The sequence below is a fragment of the Clostridium swellfunianum genome, assembly GCF_023656515.1.
Taxonomy (GTDB): Bacteria; Bacillota; Clostridia; order Clostridiales; family Clostridiaceae; genus Clostridium_AT; species Clostridium_AT swellfunianum.
The window spans coordinates 658,407-684,763 of sequence record NZ_JAMOFV010000006.1 but is presented as its reverse complement, the minus strand read 5'-3'; the positions used below and the strand labels follow the sequence as shown (position 1 = coordinate 684,763).

The 26,357-nt window shown below is 35.4% G+C and carries 28 protein-coding genes; 16 read left to right on the top strand and 12 right to left on the bottom strand.

Features of this window, described 5'->3' with window-relative positions; translation table 11 throughout:
* Positions 1–10: 10 nt before the first annotated feature.
* Positions 11–433 (bottom strand): GNAT family N-acetyltransferase, encoded by a 423-nt coding sequence (locus NBE98_RS03225; protein ID WP_250812532.1) that lies wholly within the window; start codon positions 431–433, stop codon positions 11–13.
* A gap of 198 nt (positions 434–631) precedes the next feature.
* Here NBE98_RS03225 and NBE98_RS03220 point away from each other — a divergent pair, with 198 nt between their 5' ends.
* From NBE98_RS03220 to queG, 4 genes are all read left to right on the top strand, one after another.
* Complete coding sequence (locus NBE98_RS03220; protein WP_250812531.1) at positions 632–1,624, top strand: oxidoreductase; 993 nt, start codon at positions 632–634, stop codon at positions 1,622–1,624.
* 87 nt (positions 1,625–1,711) lie between these two features.
* Complete coding sequence (locus NBE98_RS03215) at positions 1,712–2,272, top strand: nitroreductase family protein (RefSeq protein WP_250812530.1); 561 nt, start codon at positions 1,712–1,714, stop codon at positions 2,270–2,272.
* A 75-nt stretch (positions 2,273–2,347) separates the two neighbouring features.
* Positions 2,348–2,698 carry a hypothetical protein gene (locus NBE98_RS03210; RefSeq protein ID WP_250812528.1) on the top strand — a complete coding sequence of 117 codons (351 nt, stop codon included), beginning with the start codon at positions 2,348–2,350 and terminating at the stop codon, positions 2,696–2,698.
* Positions 2,699–2,813: 115 nt separating this feature from the next.
* A complete protein-coding gene (queG, locus tag NBE98_RS03205; RefSeq protein ID WP_250812526.1) occupies positions 2,814–3,728 on the top strand; it encodes a tRNA epoxyqueuosine(34) reductase QueG in 915 nt (304 codons plus the stop codon).
* 20 nt (positions 3,729–3,748) lie between these two features.
* Here the strand turns inward: queG and NBE98_RS03200 are convergent, their stop codons facing one another.
* On the bottom strand, positions 3,749–4,486 hold the full coding sequence (locus NBE98_RS03200; protein WP_250812523.1) for an alpha/beta hydrolase: 738 nt from the start codon (positions 4,484–4,486) through the stop codon (positions 3,749–3,751).
* Positions 4,487–4,544: 58 nt separating this feature from the next.
* Positions 4,545–5,426, bottom strand: a complete 882-nt coding sequence (locus NBE98_RS03195) for an FMN-binding protein (RefSeq protein WP_250812518.1) — start codon at positions 5,424–5,426, stop codon at positions 4,545–4,547.
* Between the two features lie 322 nt (positions 5,427–5,748).
* Here NBE98_RS03195 and NBE98_RS03190 point away from each other — a divergent pair, with 322 nt between their 5' ends.
* A complete protein-coding gene (locus NBE98_RS03190; RefSeq protein WP_250812515.1) occupies positions 5,749–7,308 on the top strand; it encodes a hypothetical protein in 1,560 nt (519 codons plus the stop codon).
* Positions 7,309–7,346: 38 nt separating this feature from the next.
* Here NBE98_RS03190 and NBE98_RS03185 read toward each other — a convergent pair whose 3' ends face one another.
* From NBE98_RS03185 to rfbH, 3 genes are read right to left on the bottom strand one after another with little or no spacing between them, the layout of a single operon-like run.
* A complete protein-coding gene (locus NBE98_RS03185) occupies positions 7,347–8,129 on the bottom strand; it encodes a glycosyltransferase family A protein (protein ID WP_250812511.1) in 783 nt (260 codons plus the stop codon).
* A 26-nt stretch (positions 8,130–8,155) separates the two neighbouring features.
* A complete protein-coding gene (locus tag NBE98_RS03180; protein WP_250812509.1) occupies positions 8,156–9,439 on the bottom strand; it encodes a protoporphyrinogen/coproporphyrinogen oxidase in 1,284 nt (427 codons plus the stop codon).
* Positions 9,440–9,453: 14 nt separating this feature from the next.
* Positions 9,454–10,767: a lipopolysaccharide biosynthesis protein RfbH gene (gene rfbH, locus NBE98_RS03175; RefSeq protein ID WP_250812506.1), complete on the bottom strand. Its 1,314-nt coding sequence runs from the start codon at positions 10,765–10,767 to the stop codon at positions 9,454–9,456.
* A 167-nt stretch (positions 10,768–10,934) separates the two neighbouring features.
* Here rfbH and NBE98_RS03170 point away from each other — a divergent pair, with 167 nt between their 5' ends.
* On the top strand, positions 10,935–11,150 hold the full coding sequence (locus NBE98_RS03170) for a hypothetical protein (RefSeq protein WP_250812504.1): 216 nt from the start codon (positions 10,935–10,937) through the stop codon (positions 11,148–11,150).
* Positions 11,151–11,183: 33 nt separating this feature from the next.
* Here the strand turns inward: NBE98_RS03170 and NBE98_RS03165 are convergent, their stop codons facing one another.
* The 3 genes from NBE98_RS03165 to rfbF are packed head-to-tail and all read right to left on the bottom strand — an operon-like array spanning position 11,184 to position 13,800.
* A complete protein-coding gene (locus NBE98_RS03165) occupies positions 11,184–11,921 on the bottom strand; it encodes a glycosyltransferase (RefSeq protein WP_250812503.1) in 738 nt (245 codons plus the stop codon).
* An 11-nt stretch (positions 11,922–11,932) separates the two neighbouring features.
* Positions 11,933–13,039, bottom strand: a complete 1,107-nt coding sequence (gene rfbG, locus NBE98_RS03160) for a CDP-glucose 4,6-dehydratase (protein WP_250812502.1) — start codon at positions 13,037–13,039, stop codon at positions 11,933–11,935.
* Entirely contained in the window at positions 13,021–13,800 is a 780-nt protein-coding gene (gene rfbF, locus NBE98_RS03155; protein ID WP_250812497.1) for a glucose-1-phosphate cytidylyltransferase, read from the bottom strand. The genes rfbG and rfbF overlap by 19 nt, the downstream gene beginning before the upstream one ends.
* A 227-nt stretch (positions 13,801–14,027) precedes the next feature.
* Here rfbF and NBE98_RS03150 point away from each other — a divergent pair, with 227 nt between their 5' ends.
* Positions 14,028–15,356, top strand: coding sequence for a hypothetical protein (locus tag NBE98_RS03150; RefSeq protein WP_250812496.1), 1,329 nt, complete (start codon positions 14,028–14,030; stop codon positions 15,354–15,356).
* Positions 15,357–15,402: 46 nt separating this feature from the next.
* On the opposite strand, the gene rfbC is transcribed toward NBE98_RS03150, so the two are convergent.
* Positions 15,403–15,960 (bottom strand): dTDP-4-dehydrorhamnose 3,5-epimerase, encoded by a 558-nt coding sequence (gene rfbC, locus NBE98_RS03145; RefSeq protein ID WP_250812495.1) that lies wholly within the window; start codon positions 15,958–15,960, stop codon positions 15,403–15,405.
* A 44-nt stretch (positions 15,961–16,004) separates the two neighbouring features.
* Entirely contained in the window at positions 16,005–16,919 is a 915-nt protein-coding gene (locus NBE98_RS03140; protein WP_250812494.1) for an NAD-dependent epimerase/dehydratase family protein, read from the bottom strand.
* Positions 16,920–17,097: 178 nt separating this feature from the next.
* Here NBE98_RS03140 and NBE98_RS03135 point away from each other — a divergent pair, with 178 nt between their 5' ends.
* The 4 genes from NBE98_RS03135 to NBE98_RS03120 all read left to right on the top strand — a co-directional run bounded on the left by NBE98_RS03135 (position 17,098) and on the right by NBE98_RS03120 (position 20,775).
* Positions 17,098–18,090, top strand: coding sequence for a tocopherol cyclase family protein (locus NBE98_RS03135; protein WP_250812492.1), 993 nt, complete (start codon positions 17,098–17,100; stop codon positions 18,088–18,090).
* Positions 18,091–18,243: 153 nt separating this feature from the next.
* Positions 18,244–19,380: an amidohydrolase gene (locus tag NBE98_RS03130; protein ID WP_250812489.1), complete on the top strand. Its 1,137-nt coding sequence runs from the start codon at positions 18,244–18,246 to the stop codon at positions 19,378–19,380.
* Between the two features lie 17 nt (positions 19,381–19,397).
* Positions 19,398–20,195 (top strand): EFR1 family ferrodoxin, encoded by a 798-nt coding sequence (locus NBE98_RS03125; protein ID WP_250812486.1) that lies wholly within the window; start codon positions 19,398–19,400, stop codon positions 20,193–20,195.
* Positions 20,196–20,361: 166 nt separating this feature from the next.
* Positions 20,362–20,775, top strand: coding sequence for a hypothetical protein (locus NBE98_RS03120; RefSeq protein ID WP_250812483.1), 414 nt, complete (start codon positions 20,362–20,364; stop codon positions 20,773–20,775).
* A gap of 160 nt (positions 20,776–20,935) precedes the next feature.
* Here the strand turns inward: NBE98_RS03120 and NBE98_RS03115 are convergent, their stop codons facing one another.
* Positions 20,936–21,583, bottom strand: a complete 648-nt coding sequence (locus tag NBE98_RS03115; RefSeq protein ID WP_250812479.1) for a lysoplasmalogenase — start codon at positions 21,581–21,583, stop codon at positions 20,936–20,938.
* Positions 21,584–21,828: 245 nt separating this feature from the next.
* On the opposite strand from NBE98_RS03115, the gene NBE98_RS03110 reads away from it, so the two are divergent.
* The 5 genes from NBE98_RS03110 (at position 21,829) to NBE98_RS03090 (ending at position 26,244) form a co-directional block, all read left to right on the top strand.
* Positions 21,829–22,041 carry a DUF3006 domain-containing protein gene (locus NBE98_RS03110; RefSeq protein ID WP_250812478.1) on the top strand — a complete coding sequence of 71 codons (213 nt, stop codon included), beginning with the start codon at positions 21,829–21,831 and terminating at the stop codon, positions 22,039–22,041.
* A gap of 1,314 nt (positions 22,042–23,355) precedes the next feature.
* Positions 23,356–23,703, top strand: a complete 348-nt coding sequence (locus NBE98_RS03105) for a nucleoside triphosphate pyrophosphohydrolase (protein ID WP_250817449.1) — start codon at positions 23,356–23,358, stop codon at positions 23,701–23,703.
* A gap of 92 nt (positions 23,704–23,795) precedes the next feature.
* Entirely contained in the window at positions 23,796–24,524 is a 729-nt protein-coding gene (locus NBE98_RS03100) for a hypothetical protein (RefSeq protein ID WP_250812477.1), read from the top strand.
* Between the two features lie 37 nt (positions 24,525–24,561).
* Positions 24,562–25,740, top strand: a complete 1,179-nt coding sequence (locus NBE98_RS03095) for an HNH endonuclease domain-containing protein (protein ID WP_250812476.1) — start codon at positions 24,562–24,564, stop codon at positions 25,738–25,740.
* A gap of 162 nt (positions 25,741–25,902) precedes the next feature.
* Positions 25,903–26,244, top strand: coding sequence for a hypothetical protein (locus NBE98_RS03090; protein WP_250812473.1), 342 nt, complete (start codon positions 25,903–25,905; stop codon positions 26,242–26,244).
* Positions 26,245–26,357: the final 113 nt, after the last annotated feature.

The window sequence follows — 26,357 nt, the reverse complement described above, 5'->3', positions numbered from 1 at the left end:
AAAGTCCCTTCTACTCAATAAACTTTTTCTCTCTCATTAAAGCTTGATTTTTAAACCTAGCCATTCCAGTCAGCATCTTTGAATAACCAAGCCTCTTGTAGAACTCAACAGCTGTCGGATTGGCATATAAAATAATGTTAATGCCTTCTAAGTTTTTATGAAGCTCTTCCATTATAAGCCTTCCAATTCCTTTGCCTTGATAATTAGGAAGCACAGCAATATCATAAATTCCAGCCTGATAAACTCCATCTGAGATTGCTCTTCCAGTGCCTATAAGCTTATCACCATCAAAAACAAAAACTGTAAGGTAGCTGTTTTCAAAAGCCTTCTTGGTAAGGTCAACCGCATGAGTTGAAAGACCAGCTTTATGTATAACCTGGCAAACCTCTTCAAAATCTATATCAGTTAAATCATGTTTAATTATAAAGTCCATAGTTAGCCTCCAAAGATAAAAATACTACTGCTTAAATTATACAACACTTAAAGCAGATTTAAAAAACAAAATTAAATATAAAAGCTCTAAAGCCTCATATAAATATAGGGTGCCAGCAATGCATATGGTTGATAATTTAAACTTTGTGCTATAATACTATCTATAGGTTTATTTATGAGAGCAAGGAGGATATTTAAAATGGCAAATCTACTAAAACCACTTGAATCAAAGCATATAAGCTTAAAAAATCGTTTGGTAATGCCTCCAATGGCTACCTCAAAGGCTGAAGAAGACGGAAAGGTAAGCAAAGGAATATTGGATTATTATAAAGAAAAATCAGAAGGCGGATACATAGCTTTGATTGTAATAGAGCACAGCTTTATAATGCAGCAGGGCAAGGCAAGCAACCTTCAGCTTTCCATAGCAGATGACAGTGTAATAGAAAGCCTTAAAGATTTAGCTCACATAATACATAAGAACAGTTCAAAAGCTGTTATGCAGCTAAACCATGCGGGAAGTGCTGCAAGCCAAGAGGTTACTGGAATGGAAGTGGTTGGACCTTCAGCAGTAGAAAATCCACGCAAAGGCAACATACCTAAGGCGCTCACAAAGGAAGATATAAAGGAAATTATAGAAGCCTTCAGACAAGCAGCTCGTCGTACTAAAGAAGCAGGCTTTGATGGAGTTGAAATTCACTCCGCTCATGGATACCTTTTAAATCAATTCTACTCACCTCTTTCAAACAAGAGAAGCGATGAATATGGCGGGGATGTGCTAAGCAGAATCAGAATTCATTTGGAAGTAATCAAGGCAGTCAGAGAAGAAGTTGGGGAGGATTTTCCGATACTCCTAAGACTTGGTGCAGCAGATTACATGTCAGGCGGTTCAACTGTTGAAGATGCAGTGGCAGCCTGTAGAGAATTTGAGAAGGCCGGAGTAGATATATTAGATATTTCAGGAGGCTTTAACGGATACATAATTCCGGGAAACAATGAGCAGGGCTACTTCTATCCTGTAACAGAAGAGATTAAAAAAGCTGTGTCTATACCTGTAATCCTAACTGGTGGAATAACAGAGGCAAGTGCAGCTGAAAGACTTCTTGCTGAGGGCAAGGCTGATTTAATCGGTGTTGGAAGAGCAATTTATAAGGATTCCAACTGGGCTAGGAATGCAGTTGAAGCATTAAAATAATTGGTAAAATAAAAATATAAAGCTTAAAAAGCAAGTATATATCTACATATTCTTATATTTATTTATTTATTTATGGAGGGCTCCACTATGAATGAAACCTTAGAAGTAATTAGAAGCAGAAGAAGCATAAGAGCATTTAAGCCAGAGCAAATAAACGAGGAAGAACTAAAGGAAATATTAGAAGCAGGCATCTACGCGCCCAGCGCCACAAACAAACAGCCCTGGCATTTTACAGTAGTTCAGAATAAAAAACTTTTGAATCGCCTTAGTGAAAGCTTCAAAGAGCTAGCTAGAAAGTCGGAGGATGACTATGTAAAAAGAGTTGGGGAAAATGAAAAGTTCCATGTGTTTTACAATGCACCAACTGTTATACTGATTTCTGGCGACAACACAAATCATTATGCTGCAGTAGACTGTGCAGCAGCAATGGAGAACATGCTTCTAGCCGCAGAAGCTTTAAATATAGGCTCCTGCTGGATTGGATTTATTGCATATCTTTTAAACAGTGAGGAAGGCAAGGAATATCTAAAGGAATTAGGAATTCCAGAAGGCTACAAGCAAATTCATGCGGCGGCTATCGGTTATAAAAAGGTAAATATATCAAAGGCCTTGCCAAGAAAAGAGAATTCTATTAATTATATTAGGTAATAGCTATGTTCAAGTGTAATGTTGAATTACGCAGTCAAGTGATCTAAATCAGTACAGATAAAAGGAGAAATAAAAATGATAAATGTAACCTTTGGAGTAGCAAAACAAAACCTTGAAGTTTTGCATAGAATAATAAATGAAGCTGCAGGCTATGGAATATGGTCCGTATTTTATGGAGATGAAGAAATAGCAGCAGTAGAAAGCATAAAGAGCAAGGTTGAGGCAATGCATAAGGAACAGCCTGAAAAGCAAAGCTATCCGCTAGAGTTAAACTTTAAAGAATGTCAGGTGTTTAAAAAGATAATAGTATTTTACCTCACTAACAATTTTAAAAGCTTAAGCAGAGGTGAATTTGAAACTATAAGTGATTTTATTTTGTTCGTAGACGACAGCTTAGCTTTTGAACTTGAAGATAACGGTATATAAATCAATAATCCGAGGCTAATCAAAGGATATAAGGGTTCTTATGAGGGGGAATAAACTCCCCCTCATTTTATATTGAAAGAGAGGTGAAAGTCGGTATTGTCTACCCGACATTCATATGAAAAATAAGCTCATAAGCTTTTGTAATTCAATAAATATTGACCATGTGGGTATAGCAGCGGCAGAACCATTTTATGATTTTGAAGAAATTTGGAAAAAACAAATAGCTCGAGGTTACATAACCGGCTTCGAAGAAAAGGACTTTGAAAAAAGAATCTACCCTAAACTCACCTTAGAGGATGCTAAATCTATTATAGTTTGTTTATTTCCATACTACATAGGGAAAAAAGAAGATGCAAACCTGTCAAAATACACCTACAGCTTGGACTATCATAATATTGCAAAGGCTAAGTTGGAGGAAATAGCGGCTTTTCTAAAGGAAAACATAGAAGGGTTCAACTATAAAGCCTTTGTAGATACAGGCCCCTTCAGCGACAGATATTTAGCTTACAAGGCTGGAGTGGGTTTTTTTGGAATCAATAATCATATAATAACAGATAAGTATGGCTCCTATGTTTTTATTGGATATATCATAAACAACTATGCCTTTGAAGCTGATAAACCTCAGGATAGAACCTGTTACCAGTGCTTTAATTGCGTAAGGAAGTGTCCTGGTCAGTGTATTCTAGGTGATTTCACAATAAATCCCTTAATGTGCAGATCCTATATAACTCAAAAGAAAAGGGACTTAACCGAGGAAGATATTGAAATCCTTAAAAAGCATGAATTGATATGGGGCTGCGATGTTTGTCAGGATGTTTGTCCGCACAATAGAAATATTCAGGAGACACCAATAAAAGAATTTAGAGAAAACCTAAAACACAGGCTGGAATACGACGAAATAAAAGATATATCTAATAAAGAGTTTATTAGAAGGTACAAGGATAGAGCTTTCAGCTGGAGAGGCAGACCAGTTCTGGTTAGAAACCACGAGCTTTTAGACATAAACGACGAGGATAAGGAAAACACATAGGAATTACCTATGTGTTTTTTCTATTTTGATATTTCGCTTAAAAGATTTACTGTATACTGAACAGCCAAGCTTTGCTGTTCCAAGCTAGAAATCTTTGCTTCCTTGTCGCCCTTTTGAAATCCATAGCTTCCAAACTGAGCGTGATTGCCTCCGGAAATTTCCTTAAATACTGAGGTTTTAGGCAGAATATTTTCAGCTGCTTTTATTTTGCCTATATCAGCACAGCCGTCTTCGCTGCCCCAAACAGATAAAACCTTAAGCTCTGCAGAAGACAAATCATCCTTGTTTTGAGGATAGCTTGCAAAAAGAGCTAGAGCCTTCACTTCGTTTAAATGCTTTTTAGCAAAGCTGGCAGCCATTACTCCACCTAGAGAATGTCCTCCAACAGCCCAATTTTTTATGCTAGGATAAGCCTTAATAACCTCATCAGCCTTCTCAGGACTTAATACGGCTAGATTCAAGGGCATGGAAGGAATTATTACCATAAAGCCTTGAGCTGCAATCTTGCTGCATAGAGGCGCATAGGCTTCAGGCTCCACCTTGCCGCCAGGGTAAAATATAAGCGCTGTATCAGGTGTTTTGTTTTTTGGAGTGAAGGTAATATATTTGTCTAAAGAAACCTCTACATTGCTGCTGTTAAAAACCGCAACAGCCTCATCAGCTGGTTTATAGGAGCTAAACAGCCAGTTTGCTGCAAAAGCGATTAATACTGCAAAGGCTAGAAAAGCAATAATCCTAAACTGTCTTTTTCTTTTCATAAAATACTCCTTAAGAAATAATTAGCTATAAACCAATTATACAGCACTATATTTAATTTTAAAATCTTCTTTTTTCCCCAGGTACACTGTTTCCGCCGGGAATTCTCTCTCCACTAGTACCTCTGCCGCCGCCGGGGCCTTTCTCATGTCCACGATTCTGAGGCAAAGTCTTGCTGTCAGGAAGGGTACCGCTAACTAAAGCCTCCGATAAAGCGTCATTTACCGCGTTCATTATTCCAATGGAAGTAAAGGTCGCTCCTGAAACAGCGTCTACAGAAGTACTCTGACTGTCCAATATTTCTTGGGGAACACCATCAAGTGCCTTTTGATAGAATTTAGAATTAACTTCATTATGTGAAACAATCTCAATAGAAGTAATTGTATTATTCTTAATTTCAACTGATACTTTAAGTCCAGGTCTATAGCCGTCAGCCTCACCCTCATAGGTACCATCCTTGAAGGTTGCTCCTTGTATTTTATTATTAAAATCATCAACTGAAACCTTTTGCCCAGAAGCAGTGCCAGTGCCTAATAAAAGCTTATGAACCTGGATTCCGCCTACATCTACTATGTGGAGTATTATTGTAAGTATAAATGCTGCTGTCAAAAGCCTGTGATAAAAAATCCAACCCTTATATTTTGACAGGGACTTTCTAAGCATCCAATTTAAGCCCAAAAGAATAGACACCACCCAAGCTACTGTTCCTAAGTTAAGGCTTAGAAGCTTTTCTGAAGAAAAATAACCGTGTATAAGTCCTGCAGCAACTAGAAGCATTCCCATAATTTTATGGTGTTTTCTAAGACTTTTGTTTAACTTTATAAAAAATGAATTCTTGCCCTTAGATATAATAATTGCTTTTCTAAGTACATATACAATGCTTAAAGCCACTGCTAATAAAATAGATATCCATGCAAAACCAAAATTTAAAAATAGCTTCATATAATCTCTCCTTATGTTTAGTTCGTTACCTTATTCTAAAATCAGTTTATGACGACAAAGAGGCAACTTTATTAATTTTTTATGAAGCGGCATAAACATCATTATTCTCAAGATAGAGCTAATATGTTACAATGTTTTTATATTATTGAGTTTTAACTACATATTTAGATAAGTTTTGGAGGCATAATAGCTTATAATTGTTACGTACAAAAAAGGAATACAGGAGGCATACCAATTAATAATTGGTATGTGCAAAGAAGGAATACAGGAGGCATACTAATTAATAATTAGTATGTGCAAAAAAGGAATACAGGAGGTACAAATGATTTGCAACAGCTGTAAAAGCGAATTTGACAATATTAATGGTCTAAAGTTTTGCCCTTACTGCGGAACAAAGATAGAAGAGCCAACTGCTGTAATAACAGAACAGGTTGAACTGCAGCAGGAGGAACAGGAAAAAATAACTGAAACAGTAGAACAGTCTAAACAAAGAGAAAAATTCGATACTTTAACTATGCCCGCAATAACAGAGGAGCAGATAAAAGGGTATAAAAAAGACAAGTTCTTCGGAAAATTAAAAGCAATATTTAAAAAAAGAAAACTAGTTATTTCAATAGCAACCGTAGTTTTAATGATAGCAGTAGGAGCCTTTGGATACTCATATTTAATTGGACAGCCTGTTGATGAAGGAAGAATAAAAGGGGACATTACAGGTAAGACAATAGTACTTCCGAAGGGTACAAACCTTGAAATTAAGAAAAACTATATTAAGAGCTTCAGTATTAAGGAAAGAATCACTAACAAAAGCGAGAAAAAAGACGATATCAAGGCAGCTGTAGTCCTAAACAATGGCAGCCTTGAAGTTAATACTTTATTATCGCTTCAATACATTTATGAAGGAAAGGACAAGTGGACTATTAGCGATAAAATAGAGCTTGTTGGAGAAACTGCTGTAAAGCCCTTGGTAGGAATGGATGAAAAGCAGATTCTAGAGGAAGTTAAGAAAGCAAATATAAATGTTTCTGGTGCAGAAAAATCCTTAAGCGGGGAAGATGTTAAAACCCTTGCTATAGCTTCAAGAACACCAGATTATGATAATTTCAAAGAAGAAGTGATGATAGATGCAGCTATAGACAGCGGCCTAGTGGCAGCTTCCGGAAAAGTAAAATGTCAGCTTAATTTTGAAGATGAAGTTTGGAAAGTGGCATCCATTGAAAGAAACAGCAGTGATGATTTTGCTCTGGCTTTATCACCAGCCTTCTCTCAGGATAAGCTTCTTGAGGTTATTAAAAAGGATACTATCAATCAAACGGTAACCCATCCAGATGTATTTGGAGGAAAAGGTTTTTATGTAAGTGACAGTTTTACTAAAAGCATTAATGTGGGAGATAAAAGGTTTGACGCACAAAATGGAACTATTAATGTTTCTGTAAAAAAGCAAAATGAAGCAGGGGAACTTAAGTCTACTCTATCAACAGACTATACCTTTGCAGTATCCTTCACTAAAGTGGACTTGCTTAAAAAAACAAAGCCTGTAGTTGATGGCGTTACAGTAAATGAAATTTCAAAGGACTTTATAGTTTCAAGTATTGCAAACCGTGAAATAGAATCAAATAATATATTCTTCTGGTACTCAAACAGCCATAAAATAACACCAGAAGAAGCAAAGAGCTTTAAGACTGATAAGGTTGCGTCTCCAAAAGGCCTTGCCAATGCTAAATATGTTTATGGAAGTGTTACCTATAAAGACGGAAGCAAGCAAAAGACCACTAATGTTGTGGCAGTCTACTACCTTGTGTATGACAGTGCAAAGGGCTACAACTGGAAGCTTGATAGAATAGTTGGCGAGGACTCGTCAAATTATAAGATGTATAACCCTTAGTATGAAAGCCTATGATATATGTTCATAGGCTTTCATTTTTATATATAATCTTTTAATACCTTTTCAATTTCTGCCTCATCAGTAGTTATATCCTTTAATTCTTCAACCCAGGTATCAGTAAACCATTGCTCAAAGTTTGTTATTGTGTTTTTAGAGTGCACATGCCATACATAATTCCTTCCCATCAAAATTTCACGGGGAAAATAGCTCCAGGCAAACCACATCTGAGAGTCTATCTGATCTGTTACCACATTATAGGTTTTGCCTTCAAGATAGTCCTTGGAGTTAAATATTAGAGTATAGCAGGAAGTAACCCTGGCTTTACACTTAGCAAGCTTGTTGTTGGTTGAGTCATATAAATAGCCATAGGGATTTATAAGAGCTGTAGTATATTTTTCAGGAGTGTAATCCTGCATCCTTTGAATATAGGTTTTATGATACATATCGTCAGAATCAGTTCTTACAAAATAAAAATACTTGGATTTCTTTATAGTTTTTTTTATCTCATCCTCTAGCAAGCTAAATTCAATAAACTTTATATTTGAAGGAAGAGGGTCATATTTATTGAGCTCTTGAAGCACAAGTTCTTTTGTAGCTTCGCTGTAAACTACAAGTGCTTTAAAGTGTTGATTTGTTTGCAGCTTAAGGCTTTTGAGAGTATAGTTCATAAATATTTTTATTCTGTTGCAAATCCATTCCTCATCATTTTTTTCTCTATTAAGATGGTTTCCAAATTCCTGAAGATTTTTATCTTCCTTACCAGTTTCATAGTAATGGGAGATATTTAAAGGAACCATGACAATTATACTTTTTTCCTTCATTTTATTCCTCCTAAGTCGTGAAAAAATCACATATTAAGGAGCTTTTCAGCTGCCTTTTTTCCACTCATAAAGCTTTGATCGCTCCACAGGTAGTCCCACTCGCCAAACCTTCCTATTGATTGGATTCCAAGATTATTCAGATACTGGCGAACCAAATTTCTATTAAAATATAGCTTTTTATCAAATATTACATTGGCATAGGGTATATTTTTTATATCAACAAACAGCACGTCTTTTCTATTAGCCAGTTTTAATTTTTCTATAACACGAATCAAATGTTCAGCCAAGGCTTCCTTTCTCATACTTAATGGTTTGCTTCTTGAATAATATATTTCAAATTGAAGAGAGCTTTGGTGGGAAGGTATATTGCTTTTGGATTTTAACCCTGGATAATAGGCTCTTGCCGGAAGAAAATCCTTATCATAGATATAAAACCAAATGCTTTTGCTTTCATCCTGTGGTACGTTAAGCCCTATTGATATTAGAATTAAAGAGGTAGCTGAAAGATTTTCAGAGGCTTCCTTAACAGCGCTGGGAACATCCTTCATTATCTTAATAAGCGCTGGAAGAGGAAGACTGCTGATTAAATTTTCATAATAAACCTTGCTACCATCCTCGAACTCAACGAGCTTGTGACTGCTGTCAAGCTTTACTGCTCTTTTATTAAGGTTGATATTTACTTTGGAAAGCATCGGTTTCAGAAAGGCTTTGTAGCCTCCTTCCTTTGGATATCTCATTTCCTGAGCATAGTACCTGTTAGGGGTTGCGCTGCTCATAGCCCCATATAAAACCTCATCTATTTCAGGCAAATAGAGCCTATTACCTATCCAGCTTGTCTCCATATTTTCTGCCCTTTCACACCAGTACTTTTCAGTATAAGGAAGAAAAAAATGTTCTGTTATATATTTGCCGTATTTGCTGTAAAGCCAGCATTTGTAGTTTTCAAAATCATCAGCTTGTACAGGTTTATATATATAATCCTTAACAGCCTTAACCTTTTCCTCAGGAGTTAGTGGAAAAAGGTTGTTTTGAATAGGCTGCTTAAGCCAAAGTCCTTTGTAATAATTCATTGGCTCAGGGCTATAAGTGTAGTAGGGAGTCATATCAAAAACCTCCCTTACTTCCTTAAAGCTTGTAAAAGATAGATGAATGCCTGTATCAAACTTAAAAGCTCCTATAGAAAAGTTATCGCATAGCCCACCCATGCTGTCTCGTTGTTCATATATGATGGCTGCCTTATCCTTGCCTAAAAAATAGTTTGCAGCAATACCGGAAATACCTCCACCTAAAATTACTGTTTCTGTATCCATGTTTCCTCCAAGAGCTATTTAAAAAACTCGTCAATGCAGTCAGTTATATATTCTAACTTTTCCTGGGTAATTCCGGGATACACGCCAAGGAAAAAGGTTTTATGAAGCACCTGATCAGAGTTAGTAAGCTGCCCAGAAATCCTGTGATTAATATTTTTATAGCCCGGCTGATTCAAAATATTGCCTGCAAACAGCATTCTTGTTTCAATGTTTTTGGATTCTAAGAAAGTAACCAGAGCCTTTTTTGTAAACCCTGCATCCTCTCTAATGGTTAATGGAAAAGCAAACCAAGAGGCATCAGCTTTAGGAAGGGATCTTGGTAGAATAAATTTATCCTCATACTTTTTCATAAAATCATACAATAAATTGAAATTTTTCTTCCTTGCTTTAGTAAAATCAGGCAGCTTTTTAAGCTGTTCTAAGCCTATTGCACACTGAATATCCAAGGGCTTTAAATTATAGCCTATATTGCTGTAGACATATTTGTGGTCATAGCCCTCAGGCAAGCCTTTAAATTTAAAGTCAAATCTGTGTCCGCAGGCGCCATTAGGATTCTTTTCTCCAGTTTGGCAGTAGCAGGCTCGTCCCCAGTCTCTATAAGACAATGCAGCTCTATAAAGTTCAGACGAATTTGTGCACAATGCGCCGCCTTCACCCATGGTAATATGATGTGCTGCATAAAAGCTAAAGGTTGAAAAATCTCCAAAGCTCCCACAGTATTTACCCTCATAAATAGAGTCAAGGGCATCGCAGGTATCCTCAACTACATAAAGCTTGTACTTTTTAGCAATAGCCATTATCTTATCCATTTCTGCAGGATTGCCAAGAGTATGAGCAAATACAATAGCTCTAGTTTTACTTGAAACAGCAGCTTCAATAAGAGAGGCATCAATATTGTACGTATCCTCTTCTATATCTACAAATACTGGTGTAAGCTTGTTCTGAATAATAGGGTTCAAGGTAGTTGGAAAGGTTACTGCTGTAGTTATTACTTCATCCCAAGGCCTTATTGGGTTAGCTATGCTGTCAGAACACAGGGCTGATATTGCTAATAAATTTGAGGAAGAACCTGAATTAGTTACAAGGCAATGCTTGTTTCCCAGATAGTTTTTAAAGCTTTCGCAAAATTCTATGCCCTTAGGGCCAAGAGTAAGCCAAAAATCCAGCACAGCATCAACCGCAGCCAGCATTTCCTTCTCATCAAAGCAGCGTCCGGAATAACCGATTCTAGTTTTACCCTTTACAAAGGTCTCTTTAGCTTTTCTTAACTTGTATATTTCTTTAACCTTGTCCATAATCTCTTGTTTCAGTAGTTTTTCATCTGCCATTGTTATACCTCCATGTCTATAAGTTAACTGCAAGGCAAAGTCTTGTCCTCTTTCCATACCAGTATATGTGCATCAGTAATTTTGGTGAGGCTATGAACGTTTAAATTAAAGGTGCATACTATGGCAATATAAGGGACAAGCAAATTTTTATAGGGGAGAGAAGAAATATGGATTGTGAAATAATTTACGACTTTTATGCAATAGGGGGGATATTAATACCTAAAGGAACTACTGCTAGAATCTTAAGGCTGGAAAGCAACCACCTTTGGATAGACGTTTATATTGATGAGATCGGTGAGCCAATTCCTATACCGATATCTTATCTATATGTAAAAATAATTAATCCAGATGACGCTGCTCAAGAGAGTACGTACTGCTATTAGACTAAAAAAGAAGTGTGCGCAATGCACACTTTCTTATTTTTCAGGAATACCTATAAAATCTTTTAATATTTCGTTTACTATATAAGGATTATCTGTCCTTTCCGTGGTAAAGGTAAACCAGTTTTCAAACTTGGTAACAGTATTTGCAGAATGGGTATGCCACAAATAGTTGCGTTTTGTAATAAACTCATGAGGTACCCTTAGTGCTATATACTGCTCATTGTCTACATCCGTGCTGTCAGCATTAAATACATTACCCTGAAGATAATCCTTTACCTTGTATATAAAAGTATAAAAGGTTACAGCCTTACAGTAGCACTTTGCAACCTGTTTGTTAATAGAGTCGTAGATAAAACCATTTCTATTAATTAATGCTACAGTAGTTTTTTGCGGGTTATAATCAAACATCTGCTGAACATAAGTTTTGTGATACATGTCATCTGAGTCAAGTCTTATAAAATAAGCAAACTCATAATTTTTAAGCTCCTTAGCTAGCTGCTCATCATATTTTGTAGTCTGAATAAATTTAACATTGTCAGGAAGCTTTTCATGTTTGTCTAAGGCATCAAGAACAAAAGCTTCAGTGGTATCGTCATAGCGAAGGTAGCAGGTGAAGTTTTGATTGGTTTGAGCTTTTAAGCTCTTGAGTGTGTAATCGTAGAAAATATCAATTCTCTTGTCAATCCATTCCTTGGTTAGTCTCTGTGTATCCTCCTTAAGACGAGGATTAACATTAAGAGTACTATTTATAATTATTTTCTTGCTTTTCATTCCAGGCCTCCTTAATCCATCCCCAAAAGATTTTCATAAAGCTTTATTTGTTTAACGCACAAATCATAAGGATTCTGAGTTTTATAGTTTTTATACCATTCAGCAGTATAGTCAATAGCCTCATCTATATTAAGCTTTGGCTGCCATTTTAAATAAACCTTTGCCTTTGTGCAGTCAAGCCTTAGTATATTTGCTTCATGAGGCTTTTGCTCTTTAGAAATATCCTTCCAAGTACCGCTTCCCCATTTGTTAACAAGCTTATTTACAACTGTTTCTACAGTCACGATAGATTCATAATCAGGTCCAAAGTTCCAGGAGCCGGAATAGAGAGTTCCATGCTTATACATTTTAGCACCCAGAAGCATATATCCGTAGAGCGGCTCAAGCACGTGCTGCCATGGGCGAACTGCACTAGGATTTCGCAGCTCAATATGCTCATTTTTTAATAAAGCCCTAATGCAGTCAGGTATTATCCTGTCCTTTTGCCAATCTCCACCGCCTATAACATTTCCAGCACGAACGCTTGAAATAACCTTGCCATGGGTCGTAAAATCCTTTGGATTAAAATAGGAGCTTCTATAGGAGGCAATCAATAATTCTGCGCAAGCCTTACTGGAGCTGTAGGGGTCGTATCCACCCAGAGCATCTGTCTCTTTATAGCCCCAAATTTGCTCTAGATTCTCATAGCACTTGTCTGTTGTAATCATTACTCCAACCTTAACAGAAGGATAGTTTTTAATACCCTCCAAAACATTTAAAGTCCCAATCACATTAGTTTCATAGGTTTCCCTAGGATTTTCATAGGACAGCCTAACTATAGGCTGGGCAGCAAGATGAAAAACTATCTCAGGCTTATAGGTGTCAAACACAAGCTGCAGCTTTTGAGAATCTCTTATATCTCCTCTAATGTCTGTAATTTTTTCCGATAAATGTGAAACAGAAAAATTGTCCTCATTTGAAATAGGGTCCAAGCCATATCCTATAACCTTAGCGCCAAGAACTTGAAGCCATATAGAAAGCCAGGAGCCCTTAAAGCCTGTGTGTCCAGTTACAAGGACAGTTTTGTCCTTGTATATTGAAAGCAAATCCTTTGAATTTTCTATTCCCATACTTTCCATGGTCTTTCACCCTTGTCCCATAAATTATTAACTCTTTCAATATCCTTAATAGTATCTATAGCAGTCCAGAAGCCCTCATGATTAAAAACTGCCAATTCTCCAGCAGCTGCAATTTTTCTCATAGGTGCTTCCTCAAACATGCAGTCTTCTTCCGGGATATAATTAAACACTTTTTTATTCATAACCATAAAGCCTCCGTTAACAGTGTCAGCAGTTTTGGGTTTTTCAATAAAGCTTTTTGCTAAGCCATCTTTCACATCAATAATTCCATAGGAGGATTCAGGATGAATGCCAGTAAGTGTAACAGTCTTTCCCATTCTCTTATGATAATCTAAAAGGCCTCTAATATTTACATTGCTAAGGCCATCTCCATAGGTCATGAAGAAATCCTCCTCATCAATATACTTTTGTATTTTTTTTAATCTGGTAGCTGTTAAACTGTTTGAGCCTGTATCCACTAAAGTAACCTTCCACTTTTCATTGTTTTTATCTGTAGTATGATACTCAATACTGCTTGGACTTTTACTAGTCTGCATAGTACAGTCATTATTTATCCAAAGCGTATCCTTAAAATATTGTTTAAGCATATAGCCTTTATAACCTAAACACAAAATGAAATCATTTATCCCATAATGAGAATAGATTTTCATTATATGCCAAATCATTGGCTTGTCCCCAACTTCAACAAGTGGCTTAGGTTTATATTCTGTTTCTTCCTTCATTCTGGTGCCTTTCCCACCGCATAGTATTACTGCTTTCATTTTCTTACCTCTCTTTTTGTTTTTTATTTTCATATTTTCATATGTATTCAAATTTATTGCTTAGAGCCCTGTTCATTAAATACTATGCTTGTACATATGAATTGGATACTAAGGAATTTTTAACTTATGATAAAAATTAGAACACAGAAATAGTCAAATTTATAAGTCTAGCATATTGTGTATTAGAAGTTGGACAAGCTTCTAATATTTTTAATGGAGATGACAATATGCCTCTAGATAACTTTAACAAAATCACACCAATAAACGGCTTTGACACAGATAAAAACAATGCCATGCAAAACAACTACGCCTGGTCAATGTCTGAGCTTGGGGAATATCTTTATGTAGGTACAGGCAGAAACATTCTGTACGGTGTATTATTGGCCATACAGAGAAGAATACCTGGCTTTCAAATACCAGAAGATATTGTACCCGACCCTGTAGACAACAGAGCAGAAATTTGGCGCTATAACAAAGCTCTTCCAAACGCTGGTTGGACTAGAGTTTTTAAAGCACCTGAAGGTGTATCAGGCTTCAGATTTATGATTAGATACACCGACCCACAGGGACGTACAGCACTTTACGCCGGTGCATTTTCTTCTCCGAAAGTAAAGGTTTATAGATCAGTTGATGGACTAAACTGGATTGAAATGCCTAATGATGTTCTTGAGGGAACCTCCACAAGGTCTATGGTAATTCACACAAATGGAAAGCTTTATATGTCAACTGTAGCTGAAGGGGCTTCAACTCAAGAAGCTTTTATCTATGAATATATTCCGCCAACAGCAGGCTTCCCACAGGGAAACTGGCTTAGAGTAACAGCAGATTCAAATTCCGACAATTTTGATCCAAATAGAAACCCTACAGGTCAAATTGCAATAATGGAAAGCTTCAATGGGCATATCTATGCTGGAAATACTACTGAAGAAGGCTTTGAACTTTGGAGGACTATAGGAACTGAACCAGCTGTTAATGGATGGAAGCTAGTAATTGATAAAGGTGCTGGAGACTCCATTAATATGATACCGCTTACCTTAGGAGTTTTTAAGGATCATCTCTATGTAGGTGCTATTATGTTCCCGCTTTTTGCTCAAAATCTCTTTAGCCTTGAGGCTTTCAAGCCTTTCGATTTAATTAGAATAAACAAAGATGACAGATGGGAATTAGTTATTGGTGGACAACCTTATCAGCCCACAGTTCCAACAACACCAGGACCTAGAGGTACACCTATAAGTCTGCTTCCATCTGGCGCAGGTAACTTCTTCAACCTTTACTGCTGGCAGCTTGTGGAGTATAACGGAGAGCTATATTTAGGTACCTTTGACTGGCTTGTTGTATTTTTCAAGGTGCTTCGACTTCCATCTTCCAGCCCTTACAGCGGCTTCGACTTATTAAAATCATCAGACGGAATAAGTTGGGAGTCCGTTACCAGCAATGGCTTCGGCAACCAAGACAACTATGGAGCCAGACTTTTATTTAAGTCAACCAATGGACACTTGTATGTAGGAACAGCTAATCCTTTTGAAGGCTGCGAGGTTTGGGAGAATATCCTTTAAAATAAACTAAAGTTAAAGCTAGTGGCATTTAGCCGCTAGCTTATTTTTATAATGCTTGAAACTTCTCAATAAATCCTTTGAAAGTCAATAAGGAGCGGTCTCTTTCTGAAACGATAGGTTTTTCAATCTCCCAGTCAATAGAGATATCCTTATCATTCCATACAATTCCGCTGTCAGAACCCTTATGATACTTGCCTACGCATTTATAGGAAACTATAGCGGTATCAGAATGCACGCAAAAGCCATGTGCAAAGCCCTTTGGAATAAAAAGGCTTCTTCTGTTTCCTTGCGATAAATAAAAGCCAGCCCATTGTCCAAAGGTTTCAGAACCTTTACGCAGGTCCACAATAACATCAAAAATACTGCCTGTCACTGCACGTACCAGCTTTGCCTGAGGTTCGCTGGTTTGAAAGTGAAGTCCACGTATAACATTCCTCCAGGAAAAAGACTCAAAGCTTTCATAAAAGTCTATATCAAGCCCATTTTCTTCAAATATGGATTTTTCAAAGTCTTTAACAAAATACCCTCTGTTATCTTCTGTTGAAAATGAGGTAATTAAATATACTCCTTTAAACCTTGTCTCTTCAAACGAAAATGCACTCATTTTTATCCCTCAACATTATTTTATTTTGTCTAGTATTATTCTTGCTAATTTTGAAGCCAAGTTGATGTTCTTCTAATGCCTTCCTCAAAAGCTACTTCCGACTCAAATCCAAATTCCCTTAGCAATTTTTTTGTATCAAACTCATCATATTTTAGTAAAGCACCCTGAAAGGGTATTTCACCGAAATTAAGTTCAATAGCTTTATCAATTATATTTCTTATGGCTATAACATAATTTTTAAGAGGCTCAGGCGAAGGATTGCCTATATAGTAGCTTGTATAAGGCTTTCCTTTTTCTCCAATCATATAAAAGGCTCTAGCTGCATCAGAAGCGTAAATGAAGTCGTACATCTGCTCTCCATGAGTAAAGCTTACTTTTTCCTTATTTAAAAACTTTCTTATAGTAGAATTTATAAACCTAGGTGATTTTTCTCCGGGACCGTATATATTTGAAATAATGCCATTTATATAGGGCAACTTTAAATCAACCGCCAGAGTCTTTGCCATGAAATCTGCTGTCTGCTTTGCTGTGCTATATATATAGCCAAGCCCAGGCTTTGAGCTATCAGCAGGGACATACTGCATTGCCTCATATTCCATAATGCTCCCAGCATTAATAAATTTCCTGCAGCCTATTTCAGCAGCAGCTTTTACAGCAGAGCAGCCAGCTTCTATATTACTAAGCTGAAGCTTTACATCACCTCTATCAGAGCCGGAAGTACCCGACCAAGCAAAATGATAGAATACATCTATGTCCTCCTCAGTTATTTTTGAAGGAAGCTTATCAATCTCATCGAGAGTACAAGCTACGATTTTTACATTATTAAACTTTCTAAGGGAGCTTATATCGGAACGCTCGTTACGAACTACTGCAATTACATTAACATCCTGTGAAGCAAGCTCCTTTATGAGCCATTGGCCCACAAAGCCAGAAGCCCCGGTGACGATAGCCTTTTTCATCTTTAAAATACCTCCTAAGGAATCACGAAACTATAGATTTTAGTATTATTAATAAGCCATTATCAATATATTTGTATTCAGCTGTTATGAATTTGACACCAAATTCCTTGGCAGCAGTTTCAGCTTCTAAGTATATAAAACACCTCTTTTAGTCAATGATAAAGACTGGAGGTGACTTATGCTAAAATTTATAAGAAACCCTGATGTATATCATGGTAAAGATAAAAACACTAATTTTTTCGAAGGCTGGTATTTTAAAATAGTAGATCCAAATAAAGAATATACCTATTGCTTCATACCTGGAATCTTTCTTTCAGAAAAACAGGAGAACTCTCACAGCTTTATTCAGGTAGTAAAAGGACATGAAGCTGATTTTAAATATTTGAGCTTTAAGAAAGAGCAGTTTGAAGCAAAATCTAATGAATTTAATATAAAGGTAAATGGAAGTACATTTTCGCTAAAGGAGATTAACTTAAACCTAAAGGAGCAGGGCGAGAAAATTTATGGAAGACTTGTCTTTAAAAATATTATAAAATGGCCCGATAGTGCAATTAATCCTGGCAGCATGGGCTTTTACAATTACCTAGACTTTATGCAGTGCTACAGTCAGGTTTGTGCTGTGGATGGTCATATTGAAGGAAAGCTAAATATTAATGGCAATGATGTGGACTTCACAGACGGAAAGGTATATATTGAAAAAAACTGGGGCAAAGCCTTTCCCTATTCCTACATATGGGTTCAAGGAAACTCCTTTGAAAAGGAGGAAACAGCCCTTACCTGCTCTATAGGGCATATACCCTTTCCAATTAAAAGCTTCACAGGTTTTTTAATAGGAATACATGCAAAAGGCAGGTTTTATAAATTTACAACCATAAACAGAAGCTCACTTGCAATTAACTGTGAAAAAGAAAAAATAATTTTAGAAACAGAAAATAAAGACTATGGGCTTAGAATTGAAGCTGTCTACAAGGAAGAAGACTTTATTGACTTGCTTGCACCTAGAGACGACAACATGGTTCCAATAGCCAGAGAAACTCTTCAGGGAAAGCTTACAGTAATCTTATATGATAAAAAAAGCAGCAGTGTTATTTTAAGCGATGAATGTTCTGCTGCGGGAATTGAGTTTTCAGGGGACTATAAAAGCTTGTATAAGAAAAAGGAAACGAAATAATGCAGGGTTTCAAAACTGCAAGTATGCTTAAGAGGCGGAGTAAAGTCCGCCTTTAATTATTTTTAATTAACTTATATTGCAGCAAGCAGGGAATCTTTATTTGTTAGCGAAATATAATAGTATATGATTTACAAATTATAAGGGGTGGATGAAATGATATTAATTAAAAATGGAACAGTACTTACAATGGCTGGGGAGCCAATTGAAAATGGACAAGTTTTAGTTAAGGAAGGAAAAATTGTTGCAGTAGGCAAGGACATAAGCCTTACTGAAAACTGCCAAATAATCGATGCACAGGGCGGCTTTATTATGCCTGGAATAATTGATGCTCACTGCCACATAGGCATGTGGGAAGAAGGTATTGGTTTTGAAGGAGACGATGGAAATGAAATAACAGATCCAGCAACTCCACAGCTTAGAGCTATAGATGCAATCAACCCTTTTGATACAGCCTTTCCGGAAGCCTATGAAAATGGAGTTACCTGCGTGTGCTCAGGTCCTGGAAGCGCAAATGTTATAGGGGGACAATTTACAACCATTAAAACAAAGGGCAAAAGAATAGACAACATGATAGTTCAGAAGTCTGCCTCCATGAAGGTTGCCTTTGGCGAAAACCCAAAGAGATGCTACAACGCGAAAAAGCAAGCTCCATCAACCAGAATGGCAACAGCAGCTATACTAAGAGAATACCTTTTTAAAACAAAAAACTATATGGAAAACAAAGAAAAGAACTCTAGCTTTGATATGAAGCTTGAAAGCCTTATACCCGTTGTAAAAGGTGAGTTAAATGTGAAGGCTCATGCCCACAGAACAGATGATATATTCACGGCCATCCGCATTGCAAAGGAGTTTGGCTTAAAAATGACTCTTGAGCACTGCACAGAAGGACACTTAATTGCAGACGAACTAGCAAAGGAAGGCTTAGCAGTAATAGTTGGCCCAAGCTTTGGCAGCAAAAGCAAGGTGGAGCTAAAGGAAAAGACCTTTGAAACCGCAGCTGTATTACATAATGCAGGTGTAAAAATAGCCATAATGACAGACCACCCAGTAATTCCTGTACACCACCTTCCAATGTGCGCTGCTTTAGCAGTAAGAGCAGGACTAAGCGAAGAAGCCGCACTCAAGGCAATAACCATAAACCCAGCAGAAATACTTGGAATTGCAGACAGAGTAGGTTCCTTAGAAGTAAACAAAGATGCGGATATTGTTGTGTTTGATAAGCATCCTTTTGATATTCAGGCTAAAACCACCTGTGTATTGATAGATGGGGAAATCGCTTTTAAAAAATAAATATAGTAGGTGTAAATATGATATTTTACTTTTCAGGTACCGGAAACTCTTTATATGCAGCCAAGAAAATTGCAGAGTATAATGGCGAAAAGCTAATCTCAATAGCCTCAGAAATGAACCAAGCAGGAAATTCTTTTAAATACAGCTTAAAGGAAAATGAAGCCATAGGCTTTGTTTATCCTGTCTATGCCTGGGGACCTCCAGAAGTGGTTTTAAGCTTTATAAGGAAAATGAAGCTAGATGGCTATAAGGACAACTACACTTTTTCAGTAGCAACCTGTGGAGACAACATAGGCAATACAATGAAAGTGCTTAAGTCAGAGCTTAACAAAAAGAACTTAAACTTAGATAGCGGTTTTTCACTTCAAATGCCAAATAATTATATTATTATGTTTAATGTAGATTCCAAGGAAGTAGAAAACAAAAAGCTTTCAGCTGCGGAGGAAACCTTAAAGGACATAAACAAAACAATTGAAAGCAGAACAAAAGGCGTATTTAAAATTACAAAGGGTATGATTCCTTTTATTCTAACCTCTGTAATAAATCCCGGCTTCAACAAAGGTGGCAAGGATATTAAAAAGTTCTACGCCACAGACAGCTGCACAGGCTGCGGCATATGCGAAAAAGTCTGCAACGCCCAAATCATAAAGGTAGACAAAAAGCCAGCCTGGAAAGAAGGCTGCACCCAATGTCTTGCCTGCGTCCACCTCTGCCCTGTGAAGGCTGTGCAGTATGGCAAAAGCATGGAGAAAAAGGGAAGGTACAGCAATCCTAATGTAAAGATTAGTGAAATGATGATTGGGGTATCAAAGTAGGCAATATATTAGTTAAGTTTCTGGAATTCAGTGAGATGCCACCGAAAAAGAACATATGTTTGCATAAAGTTAATTTTAATGTCAAGAATAGTAATATACAAATATATTTGTTATAATTAGACTAACTTAAGCTACCTAGGAGCTAAGACTAAGAGGAGAGAAAAACATGGAAGATAAAACCTTTGCTTTGCTGGAAAAAATATATGCAGAATTTCTAGGCTTCAAGGAAGAAATGACTGGTTTTAAAAAAGATATGCTTGATTTTAAAGAAGATATGACCGGTTTTAAAGGAGATATGCTTGGCTTTAGAAAGGATATGACTGGCTTTAAAGGAGATATGCTTAGCTTTAAAGAAGAAACTAGGAGCGGCTTTAGAAGAATAGAAAATAAAATAGACGGGGAAATCACACCAAAGCTTGATGCCTTGTTTGACGGCTACAAAGCAAACTCTCAGCTTCTAGAAGAGTTAAATGACAAAACTGACAACCTTCAGGTTGATGTAAACAACCTCTCCATTAAGGTTGTGAACAATGATAACAGAATAATAGAAATTAAGCGTAATTTAAGAAGCGTAAAATAAAGGCTTATATACATAAAAGAACAAAGCACCTAAATTCTAGGGTGCTTTGTTCTTTATTTTTTATTTTTGAGCTGTGAATTAGTGTTTCTTAGAAGGAAGGCTGCACGCAATGTCTTGCCTGCGTCTCTTGGAAACAACTATTCCTTAGCTTTATACTGATTTATAATACACCCAAAACAATCAATAGCTGTGCAAGAATATAGGTTGTCATAACTGCTGTATCGCTTTTCTTAGGTCTTACAGTAAACAAATCAAAAGCCAGCAGGGAATCAGATAAAATAAAGGACAGAGACCCTGCAAAAGTTAGAAGAAAAGATAACAAAGAAACAGTCCAAACTCTTAATATACTTGAAAAGCTCATTAATAAAATTACACTCATATAGACTATAACCGGCAATTTTATGAACTGTATTGAGGAAAAAAGTTTTTTTAAAATCAATAGTGCCCCACCAATATAAGGGAGAAGAAATAATAAGGACCATACCGGGATATCTAGAGTGTTGTAATAATTTCCTGCAAATGTAGAAATGTAAAAAATATGCCCTGTTAAAAAAGAAGCAATCCCAGCTAAGATACGGCGTTGATTTACATCTTGTAACAAAAACACATCACCTAAAAATCCAAAGGCTAGAGCAGCTAGTATGGAATAATTTATAACCGATGCGTTTAGTAAATAAAAAAGCATTAAAAGTGGCATGAGCAGAGGTTTAGTAACAAATATTCCAAGCCTGTTGTTCTTTCTTACATAGATTATATTAAGTATAGAAAAAAGTAAAAAGGGTATAAGAAAAATTGCATTAGTAATCATAATGTTAATATATCACTATCCTAAGAATTACTATCTATTATTATATATATTCCGGTTAAGTTTTAAGGATGACATATAATTAACCAGCTTAGTGAAGCTTCTTAAAATACACTATAGGTGTTATTAGTTTGCTGAAATAACAAACATATATATCGAGTATAATCGAATAATATCGATTAATCGATTAATATATTTGCTGAAAATAAATCGATTATACAATATAATAGAGGGAAGAAGGTGATAGGATGAAAGTTATAATTGACAGGTTTGAAGGTAACTTCGCTGTATGCGAAAAAGAAGATGAGGAAATGATTAATATAGAAAAAAGTAAGCTCCCTTCAAATTCTAAAGAGGGAGATGTGTTAATAATAAATGGTGAAAACACAACTTTTGATGAAGAAGAAACTAATGCACGTAGAGAGAGAGTGAGAAAACTCATGGATAGTTTATGGGAATAGTAAAGGCAGGGGCTTAGACCTTCTGGTGTTGCATTTAGGTAGTATCTATCTATTAACAAAAATAATTAAATAGAATAGAGATGTGACCTAGTGTCAAAATGGTTACTTCGATGGTCTCCATCATACTTTCGTATGGTTTTATCTAGAAAAGCACCTCATTTCCGCTATTAACCTATGGAAAACTAATTTATTATTATTTTTGAACTTGAAAAAACCTCCTTATGTTTGGTTTCTAGGCAAAACCATTAAAACATAAGGAGGTTATTTTTTAAGTTTTAAATATTACCAGCTAGCGCTGTCAAGAAGTAAGTTTTACTTTAATGCAACACTAGAAGAGCAAACCTCTGACTTTAACTATTTTTTGCATGATCATCTGGTGGATAGTATACACCTTGGTCTGTGGTTTTGTAGCTAAGTTCATTTGTTTTGTCCTCTTTGTTGTCTAAGCTGAAGCCATCGACCTTTTGTCTTAGTTCATCCTGAGGTAGTTTACTTTTGTTTTTAATAGTGAAGACCTCCTTGGTGAGTATGATACATATAGTTTACCTGTTGAAACGAAGAATATGAGTGACTAATTTAATATTTGAACTTTAAAGATATTTTTATAAGATATACACTGAATAGAAAATAAAGTTTTCTATAGTTCATGCGGCATTTGTATAAAATTGAAGGAATTAACAGATTTGTGAAGAATATAATAAGTGAGTGTTTAAGAAGATTTGGAAGAAAATTATTTTATTAAGCCCATAATAGATTTTAGTCAAAGCTGTACATTAAAAAAGTAGATATGCAGCATAGGATAAGTTTAAGGGTAAATAGGGGGATAGTATTACAATGCCAAATACATATAGTGCTTTTGCATTACCAGATCAGTTAAGAGGTAAAAAAATAAACTCTAAAAGAATAATACCAACAGTTTGTAATATTAAAAATATGGTAAACAAGTTAACACAAGAATCTGGTGAGTTCGCAAATTTAGAGCAATGGGAAAAAAGCTGTTATAAGCATTACAATATAGGTGCAATACAAACTGTACTATTAGCAGGAACTGAAGAAGAGAAAATAAAAGCTATAAGGACACATATTATAAATAGTGATTTTAATACCCTTGGAGCAAATCCCTTCGATATTTATATAGTTGCTTATGTTGCTGAAAAAATAGGAATTGGAAGAGATATTTTTATTGAATACTGTATGAATAATGAAATGGCAGGGAAAGAAGGATCAGCTAATGCAATTTATCAGGTTGGAAAAGGTGATGGAGTTTATTTAAATATCCTTAATAGTGATGGTACAGTTAGGGATTGGGAGTTTATGCATAACTGGGTATATGGGAAAAATCACGATTTAAAGGTCAAGATTTATAATAAATTAGTCAGAGATAACATACCAGAAATCATAATTAAGAGCGGCAGGAGCTGCATTATTAGAAGAGCAGGAGCCGAAGATAAGTACGAGCTTCTTAAATATAAGCTTCGAGAAGAAGTAGAAGAATTTTTAGAAGAAGACAATTTAGAGGAATTGGCGGATATTATGGAAGTGTTATTTAGTCTTGCAGATGGCCTAGGCTACAGAGAAAAAAATTTAATTGAGAAGAGAGAAGAGAAAAAAGCTGAACGTGGTGGATTTAAGGAAGGTATAGTTTTAGAAAAAGTGTATTAGTGAGCAGTAATTATAGCTCAAAGATTTATAAATAGTATTGAAAAGTAGGAAATAATACATAAGTATTAGTTTGAGGAGTGAAACAAAACTTTATGAACAGCGTACAAAAGAATTTTCATAAGCAGATGAAAGAAAGCTTAAAGAAAATGAAAAAAGAAAATAAAGATATGTATTATAACTATCTAAGAAAAAATCATATTCATGATCCAGAGATTGAAGAAAGAGAAAACGGAGTACTGAAAGGGGTTTTAAAGTTTGCAAGAAGATCACTTTCGGCTATATGCATATTTTTTATTATAGTGCTGGGAATTGCTTTCTTATCCTCCTTTGCAGAAAATAAAATGGAAGCTAACAAGAAAAATAATAACGTATCTACATCTAAAGGTATCGGAAGCAACCTTTCTATAAGCAATCAACAAGAAATTATAAATTATTTAAACCAGGTAAGTAAAATTGAAAATGAAATAATAAGTGATCTAAATAAAAGAGCAAGCGATATTAACTCCTATAATAGCAAGACGATGACTTCCAAGGAGTATTTGAATAACATAATAGTTTATCAAAATAGAATAAATGATAACATCAGCCAGGTAGTTGAAATATCTAGTCCCAATGAATTAACAATTTATAAGACTGAACTACAAAACACATATAAGTTAATTTTAACTGCCTTGCAAAACGAAGTTAAATATTTTCAAACTAATAATGTTAACAACCGCAACGAATTACAAAAGCAATTTAGAGCTTTTGATGAGGCATTTAAGAATAAAAAGTCGCTATTGAATAGTATCTTAGATAAGAATGGTATAAGACATAATTAGTAAGCTAAAATGGAAATAAGAGGAGATTTTCTTTTATATGAGTGTAACAAATAAACAAGATAATTCAACAAGATTAATTTTGCCAAAGGATATACAAGACAATGTACCATATAGCGATAAAGTAAGTTCTAGAATTTTTTGTAGACTCCTTGATGATGATAGAGTAGTTGCCAGCTACAAGATGTACTGGCTGCTAGGTATCTTAGATGAAGTTAGTATAGGACATGAAGAAATAGATTTTGAGCGTATTGTAGCTAGAATGATAGTAAATGCTTGGTATCCGATACTTCAATTTAAGCTTAGCTTTGGAAGATTCGACAATTTGGGCAAACCTGTGAACTATGTGTTTAAAAAGGAAAAGTTTTCAACCAATTATGATGATGGAAAGCTCTTAGACTATATCATCAAAAGTAAAGATACAGAGCTAAAGTTAATGATGAAAGAGTTAACTTACAACGTCCCTTATAGGCTGTTAACCCCATTTTTCGCAGAGGAGCTTTATGGGGTTAAGGATAGTTCTAAAAATAAAATGATTACATATTTATCTCAGGATAATAACAATTGTTTATATAAGATTATTAAAGGAGAAAAAGATAAAATTGTCTTAAATGAAGGATGGGGACAGTACTTAAAGGATAATTACAAATTGATTAAGTCGTGGATATACTTTAAATTAGTATGTTTTATTCAAAAGAGAAATCCAAATGTCCCTGCCATTGCTTTTAAGCTTGAAGCTCCAAGAACAAGGAAATTAAATAATGCTACAAAGTTGTGGAATCAAATTATCACTAATGTTGAAATAAAGGACATATATACAGGTGAGGATTTTGACAGTGTAAACTATAAGAAATATGGAAGCTTAAGTATAGATCATTTTATACCGTGGAGTTTTGTTTTGCATGATGAGATGTGGAATCTAGTTCCAACGTTTAAAAATATAAATAGTAAGAAGAGCGATAATTTGCTACAGTTTGAAAGCTATTTTAATGATTTTTGCAGTATTCAATATAAAGCTTTTTCATATTTATGTGATAATAAGATAGAGACAGCATTAGAGCAGTATATAGATGTGATGAGATTGGATAACCCCTATGATTATTCTAGGCATAGTTCACATGAGAACTTTAATTCTAAGATGAGGCAATGCATATATCCTTTGTATCAGATTGCAACTAATCAGGGGTTTCAGGTAATTAGCAAACTCATTTTAAATTAATTTATACTAAAAATATTTTTTATGTGGAAAGTAATATCCTAAAAATTTGTATATATAGATGTAAAATACAAATGTGTTAAATAGAAATAATTTTTTACTGTAGGTTACTTAAGATAGTCTGAATGACTATCTTTTTTTATATAAATTATTAGGAGGGATTTTATGAGAAAAATATCAGATAACGTAACATCCTATGACATTGCTAGAATTTATCAATTAGGGTATGTGTTGATTAATACTTCTGATGAATACAGGAGAAGGATACTTATTGATAAAATAATACCAGAACTAGGAGTACAAAAAGCTATACGAATTCTCAGCGAGATCTTAGTAAGAGAAATAAGAAGCAGCAAAGGGAGAGATGACTGTCTGGGGAGATTAAATAAATTAGAAAAAGATATTAATTTGTTAGAAGCATGTTCAACGAATTCAAATAAAAACGCTAGTAGAAAAGAATTTATCATTAATGATGGATGGGTTGAGAGGGTGAGAAACTGTGATTAAAAAGGGATTATTTGAAATAAATGTAGAGCATGCTTATGCGATAATATGTGGTGGTTTATAATAAATTTTTTATTAGCTTGCAATAATGCAAGTTTTTTGTTTTTATTGTCCAT